This window comes from Oceanobacillus bengalensis (assembly GCF_003628445.1).
Taxonomy (GTDB): domain Bacteria; phylum Bacillota; class Bacilli; order Bacillales; family Amphibacillaceae; genus Oceanobacillus; species Oceanobacillus bengalensis.
This window is the reverse complement of record NZ_RBZO01000014.1, coordinates 83,158-105,709: the sequence shown is the minus strand read 5'-3', so window position 1 is coordinate 105,709 and position 22,552 is coordinate 83,158. Positions and strand designations below refer to the sequence as shown.

Here is a 22,552-nt window from a genome sequence, read left to right as displayed (position 1 = left end):
TATAACTTAATTTCCCATCAAGATATTCTTCTGCGACCTTTAACTTAAACTCTTCACTGTACTTTCCCATAAACCTAACCCCCATAAATTATTTTCACTCTAACTTATGGGGGTCAGGTCAGTTCCGCGGGCGGCTGGTGAGCCTCCACTGTGTTTGTGCTATTTAACTTCTACGGTAATACTGCCAATAGGATAGTTGATTGTAGCGGAGGGCAGTCGACTCCTGCGGGAAAAGCACGTGTCCGAAGACTCCGAAGAAGCGCTCTTTGCTTCTTTGGAGGCTGAGGCCGTGCCCGCGGAAAGCGTACTGCCCGCAGCGGAAATCAACATGCACTTACCCCGCATTTTACATCAAATTCGAATTATACTTTCAATCGTTGAAAAAACAACAACAATCTTTTAGAAAACAGCAATAGAAAAGACGACCATGTTACTGATCGTCTTGTTCTGCTACCTTCCCGCGACTTTCTGAAAAAGAGTCATGATGATCCAAATAACAGTTGGAAGTGCGATTCCTCCAGTCATTCCTCTTTTTCATCCTCCTTTTTCAAGCGTATACCCCATAAACTTAAAGTCACTGACATGCCAACCATCCAAAGAATATCGGCGTAATTTTTCCATGTCCTTATCCTCAGAAAAGGCTAATCCACCTGACATAATGTACTGTGTTTGTCTCATTCTCAGTCCTCCTCAAGTCCAGTTTCAGCTAATTGAATCATCATTCTTCTTATCTTCAAATCTTCTTCTAATACTTTTCTACCCTTTTCAGTAAGCAAATACGTTTTACGTCTTAAATCTGAACCATCATACAAGTAATTGAATCTGTTAATTGTTCCGTTTTCTTCAACCGATCACCTTCTAGATCTTTTTAGATACATATATCACAAAATGATATAATTAGATGTAATATCTTTCTCAACAAAAAAGAGTGTAAATCCAATAAGATTTAGCACTCTTTTATTATTGATGTTCTCTACAGAAACGTAAAACCCGTCTTAACTACTGCCATTATTTGAAGCACTAGCAGCCGCTGTCGATGCTGCGATGGTTGAAACCATCACTGCTTGCTGTGCCTGGAGGATTGCTTCTAATGTTATTTGAATGCTTGCTTCTGTAAGGCCATTGTCTTCTAGCTTTTCCTTTACAAAGAGGCTAACAGCCAAAATCACATTCATTTCCTTTTGCCACTTTATTTCACTGTTTAATGCTTCATACATTTCCCTGATACTATCCATATCAACTTCTGCTGGTGGTAAAAGTGCGAGTATACCGATAACAGGATAATAAGATTTTTTTGGACGAATACCAGCACCCTGAAATGCATCATGAATGTGACTACATCGACTTACTAAATCATGGACAGATGCTTCCTTTTCTAATGAGAGAATATGACTTAGAAACTGCAAGTCATTCCCTTTTGAGAAGCCAGATTTATTTAGCTCTTCATAGTATTTCTCAATATGAGCAATAATCCCAGGCCTGTCTTCTAATGCCAGCAGTGTTGCTAATGGATAATCCTCATAACCTGTTAGAAATAGATGCTCTTTCCTCATGTCATCAAAAATCTCTTTTGCTCTACGAATGATGCCAGTAGGTTGCTGGGCTCGATTTTCATTTGTTAATAGGACAGTAGCAGCAATATAAGTAAAGTTCCCACTAGCAAATTTTTGCTTCCTAAAAATATCGTACAATTCGAAAAGGGTAGGGATTTTGCTAATCGGATCATCAAAATATACATCAAGTGTTGCTGCGGTTGTGTATCTAGACTCTGACTTCATAGATGAAAAAAGACCAGCTTGTGCTTTAATTTGGTCAGCTATATTTATAAAACGCTCTGTATCTAATTCTTGATTATTCATGACATAGATTGAAGCAATTGTCATGAGGATACGTTTATCGGATACCTTCCATTTCAGTTTTTTAGATAATGTTTCGTAAACGTTAGTATAGGTATTCACTTTATTAAGGTGCAAATCCGAAAACTCCTTTCAATCCATATATATTAACTACGATTTAGTTGGGAAAAAGGTTTCATTACGTAATCAGTTTGTGCCATACGGAATGATACATTCTATTTCTGTTTGCTGATGCATTACGTTACAATAATAAGGAGGTGAAAAAACATGGCAGAACATCATTTTCATTTAAAAGCGGACTGGCCAGGTGGTAGAAATAGTGAGGGGTACATTGAAGCGGGAAATTTGAAAACAAAAATATCAATCCCGCCAGAAATGGACGGACCAGGCATCGGAACGAATCCTGATGAAATGCTTCTCGGTGCAGCTGCAACTTGTTATCTCATAACGTTAGCAGCAATGATTGAGCGGGCAAACATACCACTAAATGAGATGTCACTAGAATCAGAAGGAATTGTCGATGTGACAAATGGCATTTTTACATATAAAAAGATTATTCATCGACCAACCGTAGCATTGAAGGCAGATGCGACTGAAGAAGAACGTAGAAAATTAGAGAGACTGGTTGAAAAGGCAGAGAAGAGTTGTATGATTTCCCGCGCTATTCAAGGGAATGTGGAGCTGGAATTAGAAGCAACATTGAATTGATTTTAGTTGAGAAGCACCATAACATTGGTTGTGGTGCTTTTTTAGTGTAGGATCCTAAAGGAATACTCATAATGGGTTAATGAGCACCCATAAAATAAATAGGTAACCCTAAATAATGTACGCTCCTAAGCTCGCACAAGCCTTAGCACCTTATCTAGCTTCTGCTTCTCACCAATTGTAAAATAATCTTTCCACGGACAACCTAATGTCTGCACACGTTCTACTACATTCCCAATCGTAAACTGCTCGGGACGTAATGCTTCCTGTACCTCTTCCCATAACAGAGGTGTTGCGACAGTTCCTTCATCTGTTCGTCGCGGCGAATAGGGAGCGATTATCGTTTTATCCTTTGCATGTTGCACATAATCGATATAAAGTCTTCCATTACGCTTTTTCTTCATACGCTCAGTTGTGAATAAATCGGGGTATGCACTTTCTACTGTATACGCGATTGCTTGTGTAAATATTGCCGTTTCATCATAGGTCATGCTTTCTTCACGAATTGGGATGTGAATTTGCAGTCCCTTGTTACCAGAAGTTTTTACAAAAGATACAAGTCCCAAATCATCCAGGATTGGTTTAATCAACTGTGCAGCTTGAATTGCTAAATCAAACCGCTCGCGACCTGGTGGATCTAAATCAAAGACAATTTCTTTCGGAAAGCTGCTATCAACAAATTGAAAAGGAACATGGTATTCCATTGCCCCATGATTGGCAAACCAAACAAGAGAATCCATGTGATTGCAGATAATCAATTTATCGCTCTCTTGGGAAAAATGATCAATAAAAGGTGGAGCATAGTCTGGAAGGTGCTTTTGATAAAATTGTTCTCCATCTACACCGTCTGGGCAGCGAATGAATGTGATTGCATGATTTCTTGTAAAGGGCAACATATAAGGGGATATTTCCCTTATGTAGCAAAGTAAATCTCCTTTTGTAAAATGATTTATTGGCCAGAAGAGCTTTTCTGAATTAGATACGCCAACACGCTCAGGAATCATGGCTAAATCAAGTTGTAATTTTTCAATTGTACATTCCTCAGGCCTTGTATTAGGTAAAAGCTTTACAAATTCAGGCTCACGGAGCTCATCTTTATAAAGGTCAAGTGTATGAATGGAAGCACAAACTGCAGGTGGAAGGGAATAAACATTCTTTTTTACTTCTCCATTTGTTAAAAATAACTGCTTCAAGGTATTCGCTGCATCCGTATCTAGTCCGTGTTTTACCTTTCCAATTTCAATAAGTTGTTTATTGTCATATACCCGAAAGGAATAATAGCCATTTCCAGCATCATAATGTGTTAGAATCCCTTGGATCGTTCGCCAATTTTTAATTTTAAACCAGTCCTGATGTTTCTTACCGGCTATGTATTTACTTGTTTTTCGCTTCGCAATGATGCCCTCAGCTTTATAGTCAACAATCTGTTTCCATGTTTTATCAGGGTTTTCATCATAAGGAATCATTTTAATATGACTCCTATTTTCCACTTTTTCAAAGAATGCCTGAAGTTTTTCTTTACGTTTTATAAGGGTGTGATTCGAGTAGGGTGTATTTTTTTCCTGTAAAATATCGAAAGCAATAAATGTAGCAGGTCTGTGTTTTGCAGCTTTCTGAATGGAATCGCTATTCTTAAGGCGACCCCGTTTCTGTATCCAAGTGAAATTGGATTGGTAAGCATTATTTAAGACAACTAACTCACCATCTAGTTTTAGTGGTAGCATCTCTATTATTGTCGAAGCAAGTTTTTGGCAAGATACTACAATCTCTGGGAAATTCGATGTTAAATCCTTCTTGTTTTTACTTGTTAAGCGAACTTCCCCATTCTTTTCCAAAAATAAAATACAACGAAAACCATCATATTTCACTTCATAAATCCATTCATCGCCATGTGGAACGTCACTGCTTGCAATTGGTTTCATCATTTCCATTTTGATCCCCCTCGTAAATCATATGTTTTGCTTAAAGCATGAAAATTATTTCTGTTATAGACGTGTTATACAAAGGATAAGCAATGGATTAATCGGTAAACTAAGACAGAGGAGGTTATGATAATGCACACCATGTGGAAAGGGACAATTAGTTTTGGCCTAGTCAATATACCTGTCAAAATGCATGCTGCCACCGAAAATAAAGACGTGAAATTAAGGCAATTGCACAAGGAATGTAAATCTCCAATAAAATATGAAAAGACTTGCCCAGTATGTGAAAGTGAAGTTAAAAATGAGGATATTGTGAAGGCATATGAATACGCAAAAAATAAATTTGTTATATTAGATGAAGAGGATTTAGAAGCTTTACGAAAGGAACAGGAAGATAAAGCCGTTGAGATTATTGATTTTGTGAAACTGGAGGATATTGATCCAATCTATTTTGAAAAAGGGTATTATCTTTCACCGAATGATGGCGGAAGCAAGGCGTATAGTTTATTGCGTAGTGCTTTAGAAGAAACTGGGAAAATAGGCGTCGCGAAAATGATGATTCGCTCAAAAGAACAATTAGCTGTTATTCGCGTATATGAGAATGCATTAGTCGTTGAGACGATTCATTTCCCTGATGAGGTTCGAGATGTGAAGGAAGTTCCGAATATACCAGAGAAAACCGAGTTATCGCAAAATGAGTTAAAAACAGCAAAAATGCTAATTGATCAGTTAACAACGGAATTTGATCCAAATAAATATCAGGATGAATACCGTACAGCACTCCTCGACTTAATCGAGCAGAAGAAGAATGAGGAGGGACAAACTGCAACAGCAAAAGAGAAACAAATGCCAGATAATGTAACGAACTTAATGGATGCCCTTCAAGCCTCATTGGAACGAGCGAAGAAAGACAAACCGAAACCAAAGCAGCCGAAGCGGAAAACAAAATCAACAGCAGCTAAGAAAAGAGCAACATCATAATGTGCCTCCAATTGTGGGGCATTTTTTATTTGTAAAATTTTTGCTTCAAACGGTAGAAGAGAGAGGTTGTCATCGACGGAATGAAGAGAAACTAGGGACGAAAGGTAGAAGAGAGAGGTTGTCATGGACGGAAGGAAGAGAAACTAGAGACGAAAGGTAGAAGAGAGAGGTTGTCAACGACGGAAGGAAGAGAAACTAGAGAAGAAAGGTAGAAGAGAGAGGTTGTCATCGATGGAAGGAAGAGAAACTAGAGAAGAAAGGTAGAAGAGAGGGGTTGTCATCGACGGAATGAAGAGAAACTAGGGACGAAAGGTAGAAGAGAGGGGTTGTCATCGACGGAATGAAGAGAAGCTAGGGACGAAAGGTAGAAGAGAGAGGTTGTCATCGACGGAAGGAAGAGAAATTAGGGACGAAAGGTAGAAGAGAGGGGTTGTCATGGACGGAATGAAGAGAAACTAGGGACGAAAGGTAGAAGAGAGAGGGTATCATCGCCGGAATGAAGAGAAACTAGGGACGAAAGGTAGAAGAGAAATCCAAGCCATGAGTACCTCTCACCGTTCTGTTTTCGACATAAATCGACAAGTGACAGGCACCGTTCGGCAAATGTTACAGTCTTGTCTCAATTTTTCAAATCTCTTACAGCGGGTTAACAATCGATTGAAATCGCTGCAAAAAAGGTGATTTTTCCTTTTAAAAAGAGTAAATTGAATTATGCATAGTAAATTTCAGCTTACTAGAAGGGAAGAAAAAATTTGAAAAGGAACGCCTTTTTTGATAATGCAAAAGTGCTATTAATTTTCTTAGTCGTTTTTGGGCATATGATCCAGCCGTTTGTTGCTGATTCTAAAGAGATGAATACACTTTATTTATGGATATATACGTTTCATATGCCAGCATTTATTCTGCTTTCTGGTTTTTTTGCTAAAGGCTCTGGGAGCAAGAATTACGTTATAAACCTTGCTAAAAAGCTATTGGTACCTTATCTTATTTTTCAATTGATGTATAGCGTGTTTTACTTCATCATTGGAAAGGATAGCTGGCAGGCGGGGATATTTTACCCGCATTGGTCACTTTGGTTCTTATTTAGTTTATTTAGTTGGCATATTTTATTGATTGGGTTTAAAAAGTTACCACCTGTACATGGGATTACAATTTCCATTCTAATCGGGATTTTTATCGGCTATATTGGTGATATCGGGCATACTTTTAGTTTATCGCGGACATTTGTATTCTTTCCATTCTTTCTAATGGGATATTGGCTCACAGAGAAACAAATGCGTTTCGTTACAAAGCGCCCTATAAAAATTGCCTCTCTTATGGTAATGGTGGCTTTAGCAGTCTCATTGTATGCAGCACCTGATATTAATTCTGGTTGGTTGCTTGCTTCTAAATCCTACTTCGACCTAGGAATGGAAGAGTATGGTGGCATTGCGAGGTTATTTGTCTACATTACTGCTGTTGCAATGGTAGTGAGTGTATTTGCTTGGGTACCGAAGCGGCATTTCGGTTGGATTACGAGTATTGGAAGTAGAACACTGTATGTTTATCTGTTACATGGTTTCTTTATCCAATTTTTCCGAGCGACAGACTTATTTGAAGTGAATCATATAACAGATGTTATTGGTATTGCCATCGTTTCAGCTTCAATTGTAATTCTCTTATCGAGAAAGCCGGTACTTGGTTTATGGCAACCATTTATAGAAGGGAAAATGTCAATTATTCGCAATGCACTTAGACTAAAAGAGCAACATTAATCCACTGATAAATAGAAATTAGGACGCAGGAAATTGGATCGTGTATGTCCCCCGAGAAGGTAGAAATAAACTTCTGGGGGATTTTTATTTTGGAGGTGAGAATGACAGATATCTCCTGAGAAATGGCCGAATACAAAAGCACGGCAAGAAAAGTCCGATATATTCCAGACTCCACCTCACCGAGCAAGTAGCTTTCTTAAAAAATAATATGTGCCATAAGTGCAATAATTGGTAATGTGATGACAGTACGTAATAGAAAGATGATGACTAAATCAAGAAAAGTGACAGGCACCTTAGATCCTAATAAGAGACCACCGACTTCTGACATGTAGATTAATTGTGTAACGGAAAGTGCCGCAATGATAAAACGAGTAATCTCTGCTTCGATTCCTGCTCCAATGATAGACGGTAGAAACATATCGGCAAAACCGATTAAAATAGTTTCTGAGGCTTCAGCAGCATATGGGATTTGCAATAGCTTAAGGAATGGTATGAAAGGTACTCCTAGCCACTGGAAAACAGGTGTATACTCTGCGATGATAAGTGCAACAAGTCCAAATGCCATTACAATTGGAGCGACACCCATCCACATATCTAGTATGTTTTGTCCGCCTTCTTTTAAAAATGTATAAACGCTTGTTTCTTTTTTCGCTCGCTCAAGTGCTTTTTTATACCCAAAGGAAAGGACAGTGTCTCCTTTTGGTATTTCCTCATTAATCGCTTTCTGAGATGCATCTATATACGTATCCGCCTTTTTCGACAAAGGTGGGATTCTAGGCATAATTAACGCAGCAGCAATTCCTGCAATAAGAACCGTTACATAAAATGGTAGGAACATATGTGCAAGATCTACTTCAGCAAGCACAACAAGTGAAAAGGTGATAGACACAACAGAAAACGTGGTTCCTATAACAGCAGCTTCACGTTTTGTATAGTATCCTTCTTCATATTGTTTACTTGTCAATAATACACCAATCGTTCCATCACCAACCCATGATGCCAAGGCATCAATAGAAGAGCGGCCAGGTAACCGAAACAACGGACGCATAATTTTTTGCATTAATGTACCGAAGAGTTCCAATAAACCAAAGTTCATTAATAAAGGTAAAAATAAACCTGCGAATAAAAATACTGCAAATAATACATGTAATAAGTCATCTAATAATAGTTGACCTGTATTTGGTCCGTGAATAGCCTCTGGACCTAGCCTGAAAAATACCATTACTGCAAAAAACGCGGCAGCGACTCTTGTAATTGTCCAGAACATATTGACATAAAATAAGTTATGAAAGAATGGTGTTTTATGAAAGGCATTTTTTCCTAAAACTTTCGCCAAAATCGTAAAAATAGCAGTTATTACAATAATGATCATCATGATTGTAGAAAGCTGGTCTGTAAGGTTTTTCTGAACCCAATTGGCTAAAACTGCAATTGGTATCGTCCAACCCTCCCCAGCATTAACAGGGATGATGAATAAAAAGATTCCCAAAATAGATGGTATAATAAATTTTAAGTGGACGCTTAGATGTTGGTGTTTCATAAAAAGTATATCCTTCCTAATAGATATTTCGAATGTAAGCACAATGCATGATTATACACGTTAGTGAGAAAATATTCAATATAAAATTATCCTTTTTATAGATAGAAATCTTGAGAAGATATAACATGTGACGTCAACCACACAACAAAATGAACAAATCTATAAAATATAGGGTATATAAAAAGTATCCATCGTTATAATATCCAAAGGTTGGGTGTTTAGCCTTCAAATTATGAAGAAAACTAATCTTTTCAAAGGAGGTGTGTTTATGAAAAAATTAAAATATAACCTCATTTATCGATGTACGATTATCGTGTGGTTGGCGATGAAAATTATTTTTCAAATATATCTATTTCACTTTCGAACGTCCATTTGGGATGAAAAAACAAAGGTGAAATGGGACAATCTCTTAGCAAAATTAGCAGAAGAGTACCGTATTAAGGCAGAAAAGTTAGGTGGCGTATTAATCAAGGTTGGTCAATTTTTAAGTACGAGAACTGATTTTATGCCCGAGGTTTTTATAAAGGAAATGACAGAATTAGTTGACCGTGTGCCTCCAATGCCATATGAGTATGCCGAAGAGCTACTAGAGGAACAATGGGGGACAAGCATTGCTACACATGTACAAGCTATAAAAAAGGATTCTATCGCATCGGCTTCCATTGGAGAGGTTTATCATGCTTTATTACATGATGGTACAGAAGTTGCGATAAAAGTACGTCGGTATCGAATCGATGAAATATTCCACAAGGACTTTATAGCTTTGCGTTTGGTATTCTGGATTTTAAAAGTGTTTACTGCATTCGGGAAAAAGGCAGATCTTGATGCACTTTATCGTGAGCTAATTGAAGTCATGGACAGGGAGCTGGATTTTACACAGGAGCTTACCTTTGGAAAGTATTTTCAGGAACGATATAAAGAGAATGAGCATATCCGAATTCCGCATTATTATGAAGCGTTAAGCACAAAGAAAGTGTTGGTAATGGAATGGATGCGTGGTGTTAAAGTTACAAATAGAGATTTTTACAAGAGTCACGATATCGATATCGAACAAACAACAAAAGCAATTTTTTATTTTTATATGGACCAATTTTTAAATCCAGGAAAGTTCCATGCTGACCCCCATGCTGGAAATATTTTAATACAAGAAGATGGGCGTATTGCGATTATCGATTTTGGGATGATTGGTGAGATTAAACATAAGGATATTGGGCATTTTAAACTGCTTATTCAAGGCTTTATTATTGATAATTATGATATTGTTGTGGATGCATTGGATAAAATGAACTTTCTACTCCCTCATGCTGATAAGCGAAAAATAAAGAGAATGCTGATGGAAACGATTGAAATGTATTCGGACGGATCCTTTAGAAACTTTGATGCAAAGGTAATGGATCAAATAGGTGAAGAAATAAATATGATTATGAAGGATCAAGCCATTCAACTTCCTGCTAATTATGCATATTTAATCCGTGCCGTATCCATTGTTGTGGGATTAATTTATTCTTTAAATCCAGCATTAGATATTGTTAAATGGGCTAAGCCTATTATTAAGGATTGGTTCGGCAGGAAGAGTATTGCAGAATCAGTAGCGAAACAATACGTGAAAAATGCCACAGAGCCTCTTTTATCCTATCCGAGAGCTATTCTCAATTTTCTAGAGAGTGGAGAACGGGATCGAAAGTGGGAAAAGGAGAAACATTTTATTCAATTAAGGCATCAATTTTATTTACTTTTAGAGATGCTATCCTTTATCATGGTAGTAATAGGTACAATATTCTTCATGAATAGCTTTGGCACGGAAACAACGGCACTCTTTGTAATTGGCATTATTATTTTTGCAATCTTTACTGTTGTACTTTGTATTACTTTAATTATGCACTACCGATTCATACGTTCACGACGTCCAGGGAGGTGTAATCATGAGTGACTATCTTAAAAAAGGCTTTTTATTAGGTCTTGGTGCTGCAGTAAGTGGAAAAGAGAAATTAGAACAAAAGTTAAAAGAACTAGTTGATAAGAATGAATTGAGTCAAGAACAAGCAAAATCAATGATGAATGACTTCATTGAAAAAGGTGATTCGAAAAAGGAAGAATGGAGCCAAAAGCAAAAAGAACAAATGCTGAAGATGGCTAAAGAACTTGGTCTTGCAACGAAAGATGATGTTGATGAATTAAGGAAAAGAATAAATGATTTAGAAATGAAGATAACAGATAAAGAAGAACAATAGGTTGCGGGATTGGAAGGGGTGGACACTTAATTATTGTTCACTCCTTTTTTGACATTTGCTGTAAAGGTTTGTTGAATGTTCTCGTTTTCTAATGAACCGATTAATAAATTTCTATTTACTACAAATTTCAGTTGATTTTTCTGAAGATTGCATGTACAATGAACCTACAAATATTCGGAAGTTGTTCAGTATTGGGGGATTATGGCGTATGATAAGCTTTTTACAAGTATGTGAAGATACAAAAGAGAAGCTTGGTAGACAATTGCAGGAAGATGAGCTGCGATTTTTACACTGGATGTATAATCGCTATACGGAAGAACAACAAGAGAATAAAGTAGCGTGTGTGAAACACTAGAAGGAAATGTTTGTGAAAGCGTTTACTCTTATTGCCTTAGGGATATCCCTAGGGCTATTGGTGTTCATGCGTATAATACATGTTATAATGTAGTCAACATCGGAAAAATAGAAAGTTTATCCTTTACTAGTTGCATAAGTGCAACGAAGGGCTTCGCTATAATGGCTTGGCGAATGCCAAGTTCTCTAATAAAGAAGGAGCGAATATGAGTGGCAATTGCAAATGAGAAGATTATCAAAAAAATGATACATGAGTTATACCAAGCCAAGGAAAGTGAACAGAGCTACACTAAAATGGTGAGACATATCTCGAATGTGAAATTACTTTGCGAGTTATTTTTAGAGGAAGATCAAACGCAGGTAACGGATAGTGATACAATTTCTGATGAAGAAATAAAGGCAATGTTGGGTGCGAGTGTGGGAACAGCCTCCTCAAATCAAGATAAAATAAAACGAACGTATCAACCAGAAGAGGATGCAAACGGTTCGTCAATTTTTGATTTTTAAAAGGATGGTCAATATAGAAGAAAAGAAAGGTGATTAAGGAAATGATGAAGGTCTTCTTATTGTTAGGAGTATTAAATGGATTTATAGCTGTTGCATTTGGGGCTTTTGGTGCACACGGTCTAGAAGGAAGGCTTTCGGCAAGCCAACTTGAAACGTGGAATACGGCAGTACAATATCAAATGTTCCATACGATGGCTTTATTTGTAACAGGTTTATTACTAATGAAATTTGATAGTAGTAGTTTAAATTGGGCAGGATGGTTGTTCTTTATCGGTATTATTCTCTTCTCTGGTAGTCTTTATATTTATGCAACAACGGCAATTAAGACATTCGCAATGATTACCCCAATTGGTGGAATAGCGTTCTTGGTTGGGTGGGTTTTAATAGGTATTGCTGTACTGAAAAACGTATAAGGATGCATTTATAGTGAGAAGGCTAAATAGGTAATCAAGATAAATAATAGTGCGCCGCGAAGGACCTGTTTTCCGGCTTGTTGCGTGTTACCGTAGTGCAGGTTTATCAGCGCATCACAAAGTAAGCTAAAGATAATTATGTAAAACACAAGAAATACAAAAAATAAATAACCTAGAATGAAGGCAAAAATAGAGAGAAGGATAGCAGCCGCGAGTGATATTAATTCAAATTGAAGAATCTTAGAAGCCCGGTGTCGCATAAAATCACTCCTTATGTATGAAGAAGGATGACAGAGGATAAGCTCCTAGTCATCCTTTTTTTACTTTAAATTAGAATATCACTTGCTTCTTGGTGCATAGGTAGACAATTGGCTGTTTTGTCCATCGGCATATGGATATTCATAATTAACTTCTTCATTAAATATGACATAATCTAAATAAACCATTAACATTAAAACACGTCTACCAGTCTCTGGATCACTTATAATGATATGATCTCTTCCAGCAGCTTCGATAATACCTGTGAATGTTTTGGCATTCCATTGAGTATTACCTTCAAAGGTTAAATAAAATGTGGCTAACTTCCCCCTATTTAGACGTAGAATATTCTCGATATAGGACTGTTGAAGTGGAAGCATCCCTGGTATATTTGCTGCTGGGTTCTCTGGTTGTTGCTGTTGTTGGGGTTGAAACTGCTGCGGAAATTGCCTCGTATATGCTGGATAATAGGCCTGTGGATAATAAGGGTAAGCCCCATATGGCTGATTCGGATTGTTCCCTGACATTATAAATCCCTCCTATTTTATGGTGCCTGTCACTCCCCGAAGTTTGTCGAAAAATGACGATTAGCTTTATATTCCCTATGTGTGTAAAGGTACTAATCTCAATACCTATAAGTATGTCTTTGCCTATAAAAAAATGACAAAAAAAAGACCCTCTGCTCGTTTAAAACAGAAAGCCTTCTTTAATTTTCTTATAGTTCGAAGTATGTAGCAACATCTTCTTTTGGTAAATAGTTACCAACGATGAAGTCGCCAAATTCACCATATTTTGAAGTTACTTCATCAAAACGCATTTCATAAACAATTTTTTTGAATTGTAATGGATCATGCGCAAATAAAGTTACGCCCCATTCCCATTCGTCAAGTCCAATGGAACCCGTGATAATTTCTTTTACTTTACCAGCATATTTGCGTCCAGTCATGCCATGTGCGTAAAGTAATTGTGTTCTTTCTTCTTTTGAAATTTCAAACCAGTTCGCATCTTTCCAGCGGCGACGTGCCATTGGATAGAAACAAGCATGTTCCCATTTCGGAATGATTGGTTTAAGAAGTGCTTCTAATCTTGGGTCTATTTCGCGGTCTTTTCCTTCTGCCATTGGGTTATGCATTGTTTTTTCAACAATGGATACATAAGAATAACCAGGAATTAAATAATCGCCGATTTTTGATTTATTAATGTCTCTTTTAATTTCTTCTAATTCTTCCATTGTCGGACGAAGGAAGAAAAACATTAAATCTGCTTTATTTCCGACTACTTTATATACAGAGTGGCTACCGTTTTTTTCTTCCTCAACAGCTTCCCATTTAGTTAGTAAGCCCTGAAACTCTTCAATAGCTTGTGTTCTTTCTTGTTCTGGTGTCATTTTCCAAGATGGCCAGTCAAATGTACGTGTATCATGTAATGAACTCCAGCCATCAACGGTTACTACTGCTTCTGCCATGAAAATCGCGCTCCTTATACTGAAATATATCTTTACTATAGCACAAATAGGGTATTCTAATCATATGGAAGGGCTATCATTTGAGGCTATTTTAAAGGATTGTCAAACCTTTGTCAAAAAATGTTAATATTTGATGGTAATTACTTTAAATAATGATTGGTATGATTTAACATTAAGTGCGTGATAATTAAATTAGTATGTGGAGGAATTTGAAAGATGAGTAACTTATTTGAACAACTAACCGAGAAAATTTCATCTGAAAATAAAAAAATTGTTTTTCCAGAAGGGTTAGATGAACGTATTTTAACTGCTGCAAGTAAATTAAGTGCAGAAGGAATCGTTTCACCTATCTTAATTGGTAATAAAGAACAAGTAGAACAAAAAGCGAAAGAAGTAGGTGTAGACGTATCTCGTTGTGAAATACTTGACCCAACAAATTATGGGGAATTCGATGCGATGGTTCAAGCTTTCGTTGAGCGTCGTAAAGGAAAAGCTACGGAAGAAAAAGCACGTGAAATCTTATTAGATGAAAATTACTTTGGAACAATGCTTGTTTATCTTAATAAGGCGGATGGTTTAGTAAGTGGTGCTGCACATTCTACAGCTGACACCGTACGTCCAGCACTACAAATCATTAAAACAAAAGAAGGCATTAAGAAGACTTCAGGCGTATTCATCATGGTTCGTGAAGAGGAAAAATATGTTTTTGCTGATTGTGCAATCAACATTTCACCAGATAGTACAGATCTTGCTGAAATTGCAGTTGAGAGCGCAGTAACTGCTGGATTATTTGGCGTGGACCCACGTGTTGCAATGCTAAGCTTCTCAACAAAGGGATCAGCAAAATCACCTGAGACAGAAAAAGTAGAAGAAGCATTAAAAATTGCAAAAGAAAAAAATCCTTCCCTAGTTATTGATGGCGAATTCCAATTTGATGCTGCAATCGTTCCAAGTGTTGCACAGAAAAAAGCACCAGACTCCGTTATTAAAGGAGACGCAAATGTATTTGTATTCCCAAGCTTAGAAGCTGGAAATATCGGTTACAAAATTGCGCAACGTCTAGGGAATTTTGAAGCGGTTGGGCCAATCTTGCAAGGACTAAACAAACCAGTGAACGACCTTTCTCGTGGTTGTGATGCACAGGATGTATATAATTTAGCTATTATTACTGCTGCACAAGCAGTTGGAGAATAATTTTTGCGGGGTTGCATTAGCGCTTTTTGCTAATGCGCCCTTTTTTTGAGATGAGTGGAGTGGGGTCTGTGGATATCGGCGAAACAGGGCTTATGTCATCAGATTACTCCATCACCATAAAAAAAATCCACGCTGACGTGGATTTTTTTTATTTTATTCTATTCCTCTAATATCTTAAAAACATGTTCATTCCGTTTAATCATTTGCTTATACCGTTTCTCAAATGTATCAAGTTCTCCGGATGAGAAGGTGGGTTCAACAATTTCCTCACTAAAATCATTGATAGCAGTAAACACTCTATTTTTCATGTCCTCAACCGTTAAGTCGACCCCTAGTAATTCAGACAAGGAAGCCATGACATTTGGGTCAACAGTTGGATACGAGAATTTTGTCTCCTCATCTTTCTTACTAATCGAATAAAAATCACGAATAATACTTGCGCGCTTTTTGCTATCGCCCTCTACATCCAAGTAGATTTGCACGGCGGCACCATCTTTTACCCTGCGCTGGGAAATTCCTGCAAATTTTTTCCCATTAATACTAAGGTCATAATCCCCTGGGCAGTAGGAATGTTCAATTTCATATGCTTCTATTTGATCAGTTAAATCACGTAGCATGTATTGGACAAAACTCACCATCGCCTCATAGCAATCATGAATGGAAATGTGATGGATTCCAGGTATGACGAGTGACAGATTTAATACACCTTCATCTAAAGCAACGGCAAGCCCTCCTGAGTTTCTAACGACAGTATTATATCCTTTCTCTGACAGAAAACGAACACCTTGGTCAATAAAGGGAAGTTTAGCATCTGGTATACCAAGTACAATCGTATACGGATGAACCCATAAGCGCATAACTGGAGCAGATTCTTCGTTACTCACTGAAATTGCGAGGGCATCGTCCACTGCGAATGAAGTCAAGGCTGTATAGGGTTTTCCATGGAATTCAGATTCCCCAGAATGATCGATATATCTAAATGTAGTATGTCTAATAACATCCTTCCAATTTTTCATAAATTACACCTAATCCTTTTTTCAACTTATTATCTATTATATAATGAATGAATAGATTATAAAACATGGTTATTTTTAAGTAATATATATTAATATAAAATGCGCAGTAAGTGCTATGATGATTTCTATTTCGGGGCGTGGAAATGTGCTGAGCGCCTGATTATGAGAATGAACGCCTGAATACGAGGCTAGTGCCTGCATGGTAAATCAGCCTAAAACAAACATCAAATGTGCGGAACAGATACTTACACGAAAAATGTTTAAAGAATGGATGGGGAAGATGACATATAAAAATGAACAATTATCAGAGGAGAAAGTTTTTAAAGATCCTGTTCATCGTTACGTCCATGTAAGAGACCGAGTGATTTGGGATTTAATTGCAACACCTGAATTTCAGCGGCTCCGTCGAATCAAACAACTCGGAACAACGAATCTTACCTTTCATGGTGCAGAGCATAGTCGGTTTAATCATTCTCTTGGCGTATATGAAATTGTCCGCAGAATTATAAATATGTTTGAGGACAGACCTCATTGGAACAAGGAAGAAAGATTGCTTTCTCTATGTGCAGCTCTCTTGCATGATTTAGGACATGGGCCGTTTTCACATTCCTTTGAGAAAGTATTTAAATTAGATCATGAACAATTTACGCAGAGAATAATTGTTGGAGATACAACTATTAATCAAATCCTAGAGAAGGTAAGTCCAGGCTTTTCGCAAAAGGTTGCTGACGTAATTGGGAAAACGTATAAAGACAAATTGGTTGTCAGCTTAATTTCAAGTCAAATTGATGCCGATCGAATGGATTACCTCATACGTGATGCTTATTTCACTGGGGTAAGCTATGGTCATTTTGATATGGAACGGATTATGCGTGTGATGCGTCCAATCGATGATCAAGTCGTCATTAAATCTACAGGAATGCATGCGGTAGAGGACTATATTATGAGTCGTTATCAAATGTATTGGCAAGTATATTTCCACCCGGTTACTAGAAGTGCAGAAGTTATTTTAACAAAAATCTTACATCGAGCGAAAGAATTGTTTGAAGACGGCAATTATACATTTAAACTCGAACCTGTGCACTTTATTTCATTTTTCAATGGAGACGTTAAGCTTGATGAATATCTGAAACTAGATGAATCGATTGTTCAATATTATTTTCAATTATGGCAAGACGAAGACGATGAAATTTTACGGGATCTATCGGAGCGTTTTATAAATCGTAGGTTATTTAAATATGTAGAATTCAATCCGAATTTACAAATGAAGGAGTGGATGAAGCTCTATAAACTGTTTCAATATGCGGGTATTGATCCAGAATACTATCTTGTTGTCGACTCTTCATCCGATTTACCATACGACTTTTACCGTCCAGGTGAAGAAGGGGAGCGTCTCCCTATTCATTTATTGATGCCAGATGGTTCTCTTAAAGAGTTATCAAGGCATTCTGATATTGTTGAAGCTATTTCAGGAAAAAAACGTACAGACCATAAACTATATTTTCCAAAAGACCGCATAGAGGAACTCGAGGACAAACAATTAGTTAAACAAATCAAGCAAATTTTATACGGTCAAGGAGAGGTAGAAAATGTTAGATAATCATGCGAAAATTATGCAATTCTTTTCAGTAGCACAGGAAGTAACTGGTCGGAAGAAAATGCAAAAGATGATTTATATCTTACAAAAATCGGGTGTTCCTTTTGAGGAAAAGTATAATTTCCATTTTTACGGACCATATTCGGAAGAGCTAACACTTCGTATCGAGGAACTATGCAATCTTGGTTTTTTAAATGAAGTGAAAGAGGATAAGAGTAATTATTATCAATATAATTACACAATTACGGACGATGGAATGCGTTTTTTGCAGCAATTTTCCCTAGACATGCCAGACTACAGGGAGAAAGTGGACAAGCTAAAAATGAAAAGCTCAAGATTCCTAGAGTTGGTTGCAACCATGTTCTTTTTTGATGATTTACCAATCGAAGAAACGGTAGAGAAAGTGCATACCGTTAAACCAAAGCAAAAATATAGTGAAGAAGAAATTAATGAAGCCATTCAATTTATTTATCAAATGAAACAGTAAGATATGTGAAATAAGGGTTAATATCTGATAAGATGAGTAAAAATGGTTAATGGAAGGAATTAACAGATAGATAATCTTATCAAGAAAGTGGGGTTCTTATCGTGAGTGAAGAAAAAAAGAAAAATTCATTTACCATCATTAAAGATGATTCAACGGACGGGCATGGTGGATATGGAACAGGAGTCATAAGCTTGGAAAATATGTCGTCGGTCATTGTTGATCCAAATGAACAGACGGCATATGTTGATATGGATGCAATGCATGGGCGTAGTAAAGTGGAAAAGCGTGTGAAATGGATACATGAAAAAGACCAAGTGCCAAATGGAAAACTATATTGGATTGTTTGGGTTAATGTTGAGCGAAATGAAAATGGTCCATTCTATAGTGGAGTAGCAGGCAGTGAGATTCGTGTTGACCGTGAAATCAAACGAGCTTATAAGTCTATGCCAGAACATGTAAACCATATGAGTAAAGTATTAAAGGGACGAATTGTTGTCGACCATATGGATGATTTATCGAAGAAATTATTGAAAGATTTTCTAGTAGAATTTAATGGGGAAATGTGGAATAACTCAAAGGATGAGTTGAAGGATGCGTTGAGTAAATAGATTTTGCAAATCAAATGTATAACTGTATTGGTTATCTTTCATAAAAGAAATTAGAGCACTGTAAATCTTATCAGTGCTTTTTTGCTATATCCAAAACTTTGTGAACGGTAATCAAAAGAAAATGAGGGATTGACCAATAAATCGTTTGATTTAAAATGTTCCCCTATAGGGTAGACACTAAAAGACTACTCTATAGGTGCATTTGAAGCGTTATGTTTTAGTAGAAACAGACCTCTCTTTCCTTAACCCCTATCGCATCAAATAATACACTCCCGAATTATTTTCATTAATGGCATCCATCAATATCAGAATATAATAATTTTTTGATTAATTCGAGCGTACCTAATGAAGGTTCATGTTAAAATTGGACTATTCAGTTATATTATATTGGCAGTTTAACTAAAAAAGGATCTTTATATGCATTGTATAGCTTCTAAGATGGTAGGGGGAAGTTCTTGAAAGCAGAGGAAAAAAACGTTGATTTCTTGAAGGAGTATGTAGACATAGATGGTCATAAAAACGGGTTGTTTATTGAGTCAGTGGATTTTAATAATCCTGTTTTATTGTTTTTACATGGAGGACCAGGATTCCCGCAATACGCTAGCATTAAACAATCAGGACTTACGTGGACAGATGATTTTACAGTTTGTTACTGGGAGCAACGAGGTACTGGTATGTCTTATAATGCATCAACCCAAGGTGAACTTACGTTAGAAAGAATCGTTTCAGACATATTAATCATAACAAATTACTTAATGGAAAAGTTTGACAAAAGGAAGATTTACATTTGCGGATATTCTTTTGGATCGTTACTCGGAAGTATCGTAGTTAGTCGATATCCTCAGTATTTTCAAGCTTACATTGGTGTAGGGCAGTTTGGAAGACATTTTGAATCTAACAAACATACTTATGAGTTTCTATTGGAGACAGCGATTAAACGAGGTGACAAAAAGGCAGAAAAAGATATTCGTTCTGTTACGTTCGATGCGGATTTCTATAAAAATCAAGGTTATCGTAGAATACTAGGAAGATATCTGAATAAATTTGGTGGTGGCGCGGTAAGAACAGGATATTCTAACTGGCAGGGCATGAAAGACCTTTTTACTTGTAAACAATATTCATGGAAAGAGCGTTTTAACATACCAAAGGGGATTTTTCATAGTTATGATTCTTTAAGTGAATCAGTTGCAAAAGCGGATGCTACGTTATTGGCACCTCGTTTTGACGTTCCTGTTTTTATCATTCATGGTGTGTATGATTATCAAACATCATATAAAGAGGCAAAGCGATTTTATGAAAAGATAGAGGCACCGTCGAAAAAGTTTTATACATTTGAGAACGCTGCACATTCTCCTTTTTTAGAGGATCAAGAGAGATTTATACAAATTCTGAAAACCGATATTCTCAGTTACTAGTGGCAAAAGGAGTGCAAGGAAGAGCAATTACATTTTTAGAGAGAATGAATCTTAGACGTTCTACACTAAGAAAACAACTAGAAACACCAGAGTTACAATCAATTCATCCAATTTTAGTAGGTGAACAAAAAGCAGTTGAAATGGTAATAGACGAATTTGAATCGGAGACGGATAATAACAGAAATGAAATTCCCTTGTCAGATTCTGATGATGAAAAAAACGAATAATTTTAATGAAGGAGTAGACGTAATGAAGCAAATTAACAGTTATATCGATTCCGTCTTTTATAGCCAAGATAGCATTTTAGAGGAAGTTCTTATTTCCATAAAAGAGAACGGAATGCGCTCTATATCAGTATCTCCCTCCACCGGAAAACTTCTTTCCATGCTTGTATCTATTTCAGGAGCTAAAAATGTACTTGAAATAGGGGCACTCGGGGGATATAGCGGGATTTTCCTTGCTAAAGGAATGGGTACAGAAGGAAAACTAACCTCTCTTGAGTTAGTGGAGAGTTACGCAAAGTTAGCGTATAACAATTTATCTAAAGCGGGTGTTGGCGACCGAGTATCATATATGGTAGGTCCGGCTTTGCAAAGTCTTGAGCAATTAGTTAGCGATCGTAAGCAATTTGATTTCTTCTTTATCGATGCAGACAAAGAAAATTATGAGAACTACCTAAATTATTGTATTAGACTAGCAGAAAATGGAGCCTTAATTGTATGTGATAATGTACTTGCGAACGGTAGTGTAGCAGATGACAGTGCTGAACCTAGACGACACACTGAATTCATGAAAAAATTCAATGAAACAGTTGCTAAGCATCCTCAATTAGAATCTATAATTATTCCAATCGGTGATGGGCTGACTGTTTCGAAAGTGAAAAAATAATAAGATAGATCAATAAAAACGGCATACGTCTACTCGTATGCCGTTTTTATTGTTACATAAACAAATGATTGATTAAAGAAGTTGACAAAAAAGAATACCTACGATAATATTATATTTAATTAAAGATAACTTAATTAAATATAATTGAATTAATGATAGATGAAAGAAAGATACGCATTGCTAGGAGGAGAAGGAATTGTCTACTTTTGAAAGCTTAGTGAAAGAAAGACGCTCAGCGAGTAACTTTTTACCTGATAATCCAATTACTAGAAAAGAATTAGATGAAATTTTTGAACTGGTTAAGTTTGGACCTTCTGCATTTAACTTGCAGCATACGAATTATATTGTCGTAACAGAACCTGAAGTGAAGGAAAAAATTAGAGAGGCTGCTAATGGACAATATAAGGTACACTCTGCTTCTGCTGTAATTATTGTTACTGGAGATAAATTGGCTTATAAAGATGCGGCAAGAATTTATGAAGGACTGCCTGAATTTAGGTGTTATGAATCTACAGGAATATGAGCATGAAGTTCGGGACACAACATCATTGTATACAAGTCGTGGTGAAAGATTTTGGCGTGATGAAGCGATTCGGAACGCTTCTCTTTCTGCAATGCTTTTTATGTTAGCAGCTAAAGATAAAGGATGGGATACCTGTCCAATGATTGGTTTTAATCCAAGTGAGGTAAAAGAAATATTGGGAATTGATATCCAACATGAGCCAGTCATGATGATAACCTTAGGGAAAGAAAAGGTTAACAGTAGGAAGCCAAGAGGGTATCGTAAACCAGTAACTGAATTTGTGAAATATATTTAGTTATTACTTCATATGTATTGTTGCTTATAAACATTATGTTTGATTTTAAATGTGAGGTAGCAATACTTTGGGTAATTTTCTTGAGAGCACCTATCAAGTTCAATTCAAGGGAAAATAGCTCTATTTTAATCTAGAGAAGGCTTGTCAAGTTCAATTCAAGGGAAAATAGCTCTATTTTAATCTAGAGGAGGCTTATCAAGTTCAATTCAAGGGAAAATAGCTCTATTTTAATCTTGAGAGCGCTTATCAAGTTCAATTCAAGGGAAAATAGCTCTATTTTAATCTAGAGGAGGTTTATCAAGTTCAATTTAAGGGAATCTTGCTCTATTTTAATCTAGAGAAGGCTTATCAAGTTCAATTCAAGGGGAAATAGCTCTATTTTAATCTTGAGAGCGCCTATCAAGTTCATTTCAAAGGAATCTTACTCTATTTTAATCTTGATAGCTCTCCGTTGAGTATTGGTATTCATTATTCTTTATTGAACATGAGCTTACAAGCAAGCCATTTTTTAAAGTTCGATGTTATCTCACAGTTTGTGTTAAC

General features: G+C 36.6%; 22 protein-coding genes and 2 pseudogenes. 16 read left to right on the top strand and 8 right to left on the bottom strand.

Features of this window, described 5'->3' with window-relative positions; genetic code table 11:
• Window positions 1–540: 540 nt before the first annotated feature.
• From D8M05_RS20195 to D8M05_RS10550, 3 genes and pseudogenes are all read right to left on the bottom strand, one after another.
• Window positions 541–678 (bottom strand): annotated as a pseudogene (locus tag D8M05_RS20195) (DUF2812 domain-containing protein); the annotation flags it as partial.
• A 2-nt stretch (window positions 679–680) separates the two neighbouring features.
• The gene (locus D8M05_RS20745; protein WP_281271907.1) at window positions 681–812 is read right to left on the bottom strand and encodes a hypothetical protein; all 132 of its coding nucleotides are present in this window, start codon (window positions 810–812) and stop codon (window positions 681–683) included.
• Between the two features lie 183 nt (window positions 813–995).
• Complete coding sequence (locus D8M05_RS10550; RefSeq protein WP_121131564.1) at window positions 996–1,973, bottom strand: DUF4003 family protein; 978 nt, start codon at window positions 1,971–1,973, stop codon at window positions 996–998.
• A gap of 150 nt (window positions 1,974–2,123) precedes the next feature.
• Here D8M05_RS10550 and D8M05_RS10545 point away from each other — a divergent pair, with 150 nt between their 5' ends.
• A complete protein-coding gene (locus tag D8M05_RS10545) occupies window positions 2,124–2,564 on the top strand; it encodes an OsmC family protein (protein WP_121131562.1) in 441 nt (146 codons plus the stop codon).
• Between the two features lie 125 nt (window positions 2,565–2,689).
• Here the strand turns inward: D8M05_RS10545 and D8M05_RS10540 are convergent, their stop codons facing one another.
• Window positions 2,690–4,492 carry a DNA ligase D gene (locus tag D8M05_RS10540; protein ID WP_121131560.1) on the bottom strand — a complete coding sequence of 601 codons (1,803 nt, stop codon included), beginning with the start codon at window positions 4,490–4,492 and terminating at the stop codon, window positions 2,690–2,692.
• Between the two features lie 123 nt (window positions 4,493–4,615).
• Here D8M05_RS10540 and ku point away from each other — a divergent pair, with 123 nt between their 5' ends.
• Entirely contained in the window at window positions 4,616–5,464 is an 849-nt protein-coding gene (gene ku / locus D8M05_RS10535; RefSeq protein ID WP_121131558.1) for a non-homologous end joining protein Ku, read from the top strand.
• 752 nt (window positions 5,465–6,216) lie between these two features.
• Window positions 6,217–7,218 (top strand): acyltransferase family protein, encoded by a 1,002-nt coding sequence (locus D8M05_RS10530; RefSeq protein WP_121131556.1) that lies wholly within the window; start codon window positions 6,217–6,219, stop codon window positions 7,216–7,218.
• 196 nt (window positions 7,219–7,414) lie between these two features.
• Here D8M05_RS10530 and D8M05_RS10525 read toward each other — a convergent pair whose 3' ends face one another.
• A complete protein-coding gene (locus D8M05_RS10525; protein WP_121131554.1) occupies window positions 7,415–8,758 on the bottom strand; it encodes a YjiH family protein in 1,344 nt (447 codons plus the stop codon).
• 268 nt (window positions 8,759–9,026) lie between these two features.
• On the opposite strand from D8M05_RS10525, the gene D8M05_RS10520 reads away from it, so the two are divergent.
• The 5 genes from D8M05_RS10520 (at window position 9,027) to D8M05_RS10505 (ending at window position 12,263) form a co-directional block, all read left to right on the top strand.
• Complete coding sequence (locus tag D8M05_RS10520) at window positions 9,027–10,688, top strand: ABC1 kinase family protein (RefSeq protein WP_121131553.1); 1,662 nt, start codon at window positions 9,027–9,029, stop codon at window positions 10,686–10,688.
• Window positions 10,681–10,989 carry a phasin family protein gene (locus D8M05_RS10515; protein ID WP_121131551.1) on the top strand — a complete coding sequence of 103 codons (309 nt, stop codon included), beginning with the start codon at window positions 10,681–10,683 and terminating at the stop codon, window positions 10,987–10,989. Before D8M05_RS10520 ends, D8M05_RS10515 begins: the two co-directional genes overlap by 8 nt.
• Window positions 10,990–11,197: 208 nt before the next feature.
• Window positions 11,198–11,344 carry a hypothetical protein gene (locus tag D8M05_RS20190; RefSeq protein WP_183072766.1) on the top strand — a complete coding sequence of 49 codons (147 nt, stop codon included), beginning with the start codon at window positions 11,198–11,200 and terminating at the stop codon, window positions 11,342–11,344.
• 209 nt (window positions 11,345–11,553) lie between these two features.
• A complete protein-coding gene (locus tag D8M05_RS10510; RefSeq protein WP_121131549.1) occupies window positions 11,554–11,850 on the top strand; it encodes a YwdI family protein in 297 nt (98 codons plus the stop codon).
• A gap of 44 nt (window positions 11,851–11,894) precedes the next feature.
• On the top strand, window positions 11,895–12,263 hold the full coding sequence (locus D8M05_RS10505) for a DUF423 domain-containing protein (RefSeq protein WP_121131572.1): 369 nt from the start codon (window positions 11,895–11,897) through the stop codon (window positions 12,261–12,263).
• Between the two features lie 338 nt (window positions 12,264–12,601).
• Here the strand turns inward: D8M05_RS10505 and gerQ are convergent, their stop codons facing one another.
• Both gerQ and hemQ read right to left on the bottom strand, forming a co-directional pair.
• Complete coding sequence (gene gerQ / locus D8M05_RS10495; protein WP_121131546.1) at window positions 12,602–13,048, bottom strand: spore coat protein GerQ; 447 nt, start codon at window positions 13,046–13,048, stop codon at window positions 12,602–12,604.
• A 188-nt stretch (window positions 13,049–13,236) separates the two neighbouring features.
• Window positions 13,237–13,986: a hydrogen peroxide-dependent heme synthase gene (gene hemQ, locus D8M05_RS10490; RefSeq protein WP_121131544.1), complete on the bottom strand. Its 750-nt coding sequence runs from the start codon at window positions 13,984–13,986 to the stop codon at window positions 13,237–13,239.
• Window positions 13,987–14,202: 216 nt separating this feature from the next.
• Here hemQ and pta point away from each other — a divergent pair, with 216 nt between their 5' ends.
• Window positions 14,203–15,180, top strand: coding sequence for a phosphate acetyltransferase (pta, locus tag D8M05_RS10485; RefSeq protein WP_121131542.1), 978 nt, complete (start codon window positions 14,203–14,205; stop codon window positions 15,178–15,180).
• A gap of 158 nt (window positions 15,181–15,338) precedes the next feature.
• Here pta and D8M05_RS10480 read toward each other — a convergent pair whose 3' ends face one another.
• Window positions 15,339–16,196, bottom strand: a complete 858-nt coding sequence (locus D8M05_RS10480) for a lipoate--protein ligase family protein (RefSeq protein WP_121131540.1) — start codon at window positions 16,194–16,196, stop codon at window positions 15,339–15,341.
• A gap of 280 nt (window positions 16,197–16,476) precedes the next feature.
• Here D8M05_RS10480 and D8M05_RS10475 point away from each other — a divergent pair, with 280 nt between their 5' ends.
• The 7 genes and pseudogenes from D8M05_RS10475 (at window position 16,477) to D8M05_RS10445 (ending at window position 22,009) form a co-directional block, all read left to right on the top strand.
• Window positions 16,477–17,796, top strand: a complete 1,320-nt coding sequence (locus D8M05_RS10475) for an HD domain-containing protein (protein ID WP_121131570.1) — start codon at window positions 16,477–16,479, stop codon at window positions 17,794–17,796.
• Window positions 17,786–18,280, top strand: coding sequence for a YwgA family protein (locus D8M05_RS10470; RefSeq protein WP_121131538.1), 495 nt, complete (start codon window positions 17,786–17,788; stop codon window positions 18,278–18,280). Before D8M05_RS10475 ends, D8M05_RS10470 begins: the two co-directional genes overlap by 11 nt.
• Window positions 18,281–18,381: 101 nt before the next feature.
• Complete coding sequence (locus tag D8M05_RS10465) at window positions 18,382–18,888, top strand: YwhD family protein (protein ID WP_379542947.1); 507 nt, start codon at window positions 18,382–18,384, stop codon at window positions 18,886–18,888.
• A 455-nt stretch (window positions 18,889–19,343) separates the two neighbouring features.
• Complete coding sequence (locus tag D8M05_RS10460) at window positions 19,344–20,303, top strand: alpha/beta fold hydrolase (protein WP_121131534.1); 960 nt, start codon at window positions 19,344–19,346, stop codon at window positions 20,301–20,303.
• 11 nt (window positions 20,304–20,314) lie between these two features.
• On the top strand, window positions 20,315–20,530 hold the full coding sequence (locus D8M05_RS10455) for a hypothetical protein (RefSeq protein WP_121131532.1): 216 nt from the start codon (window positions 20,315–20,317) through the stop codon (window positions 20,528–20,530).
• A 22-nt stretch (window positions 20,531–20,552) separates the two neighbouring features.
• Entirely contained in the window at window positions 20,553–21,191 is a 639-nt protein-coding gene (locus tag D8M05_RS10450; protein ID WP_121131531.1) for an O-methyltransferase, read from the top strand.
• A gap of 196 nt (window positions 21,192–21,387) precedes the next feature.
• Window positions 21,388–22,009, top strand: a pseudogene (locus D8M05_RS10445) (nitroreductase family protein).
• Window positions 22,010–22,552: the final 543 nt, after the last annotated feature.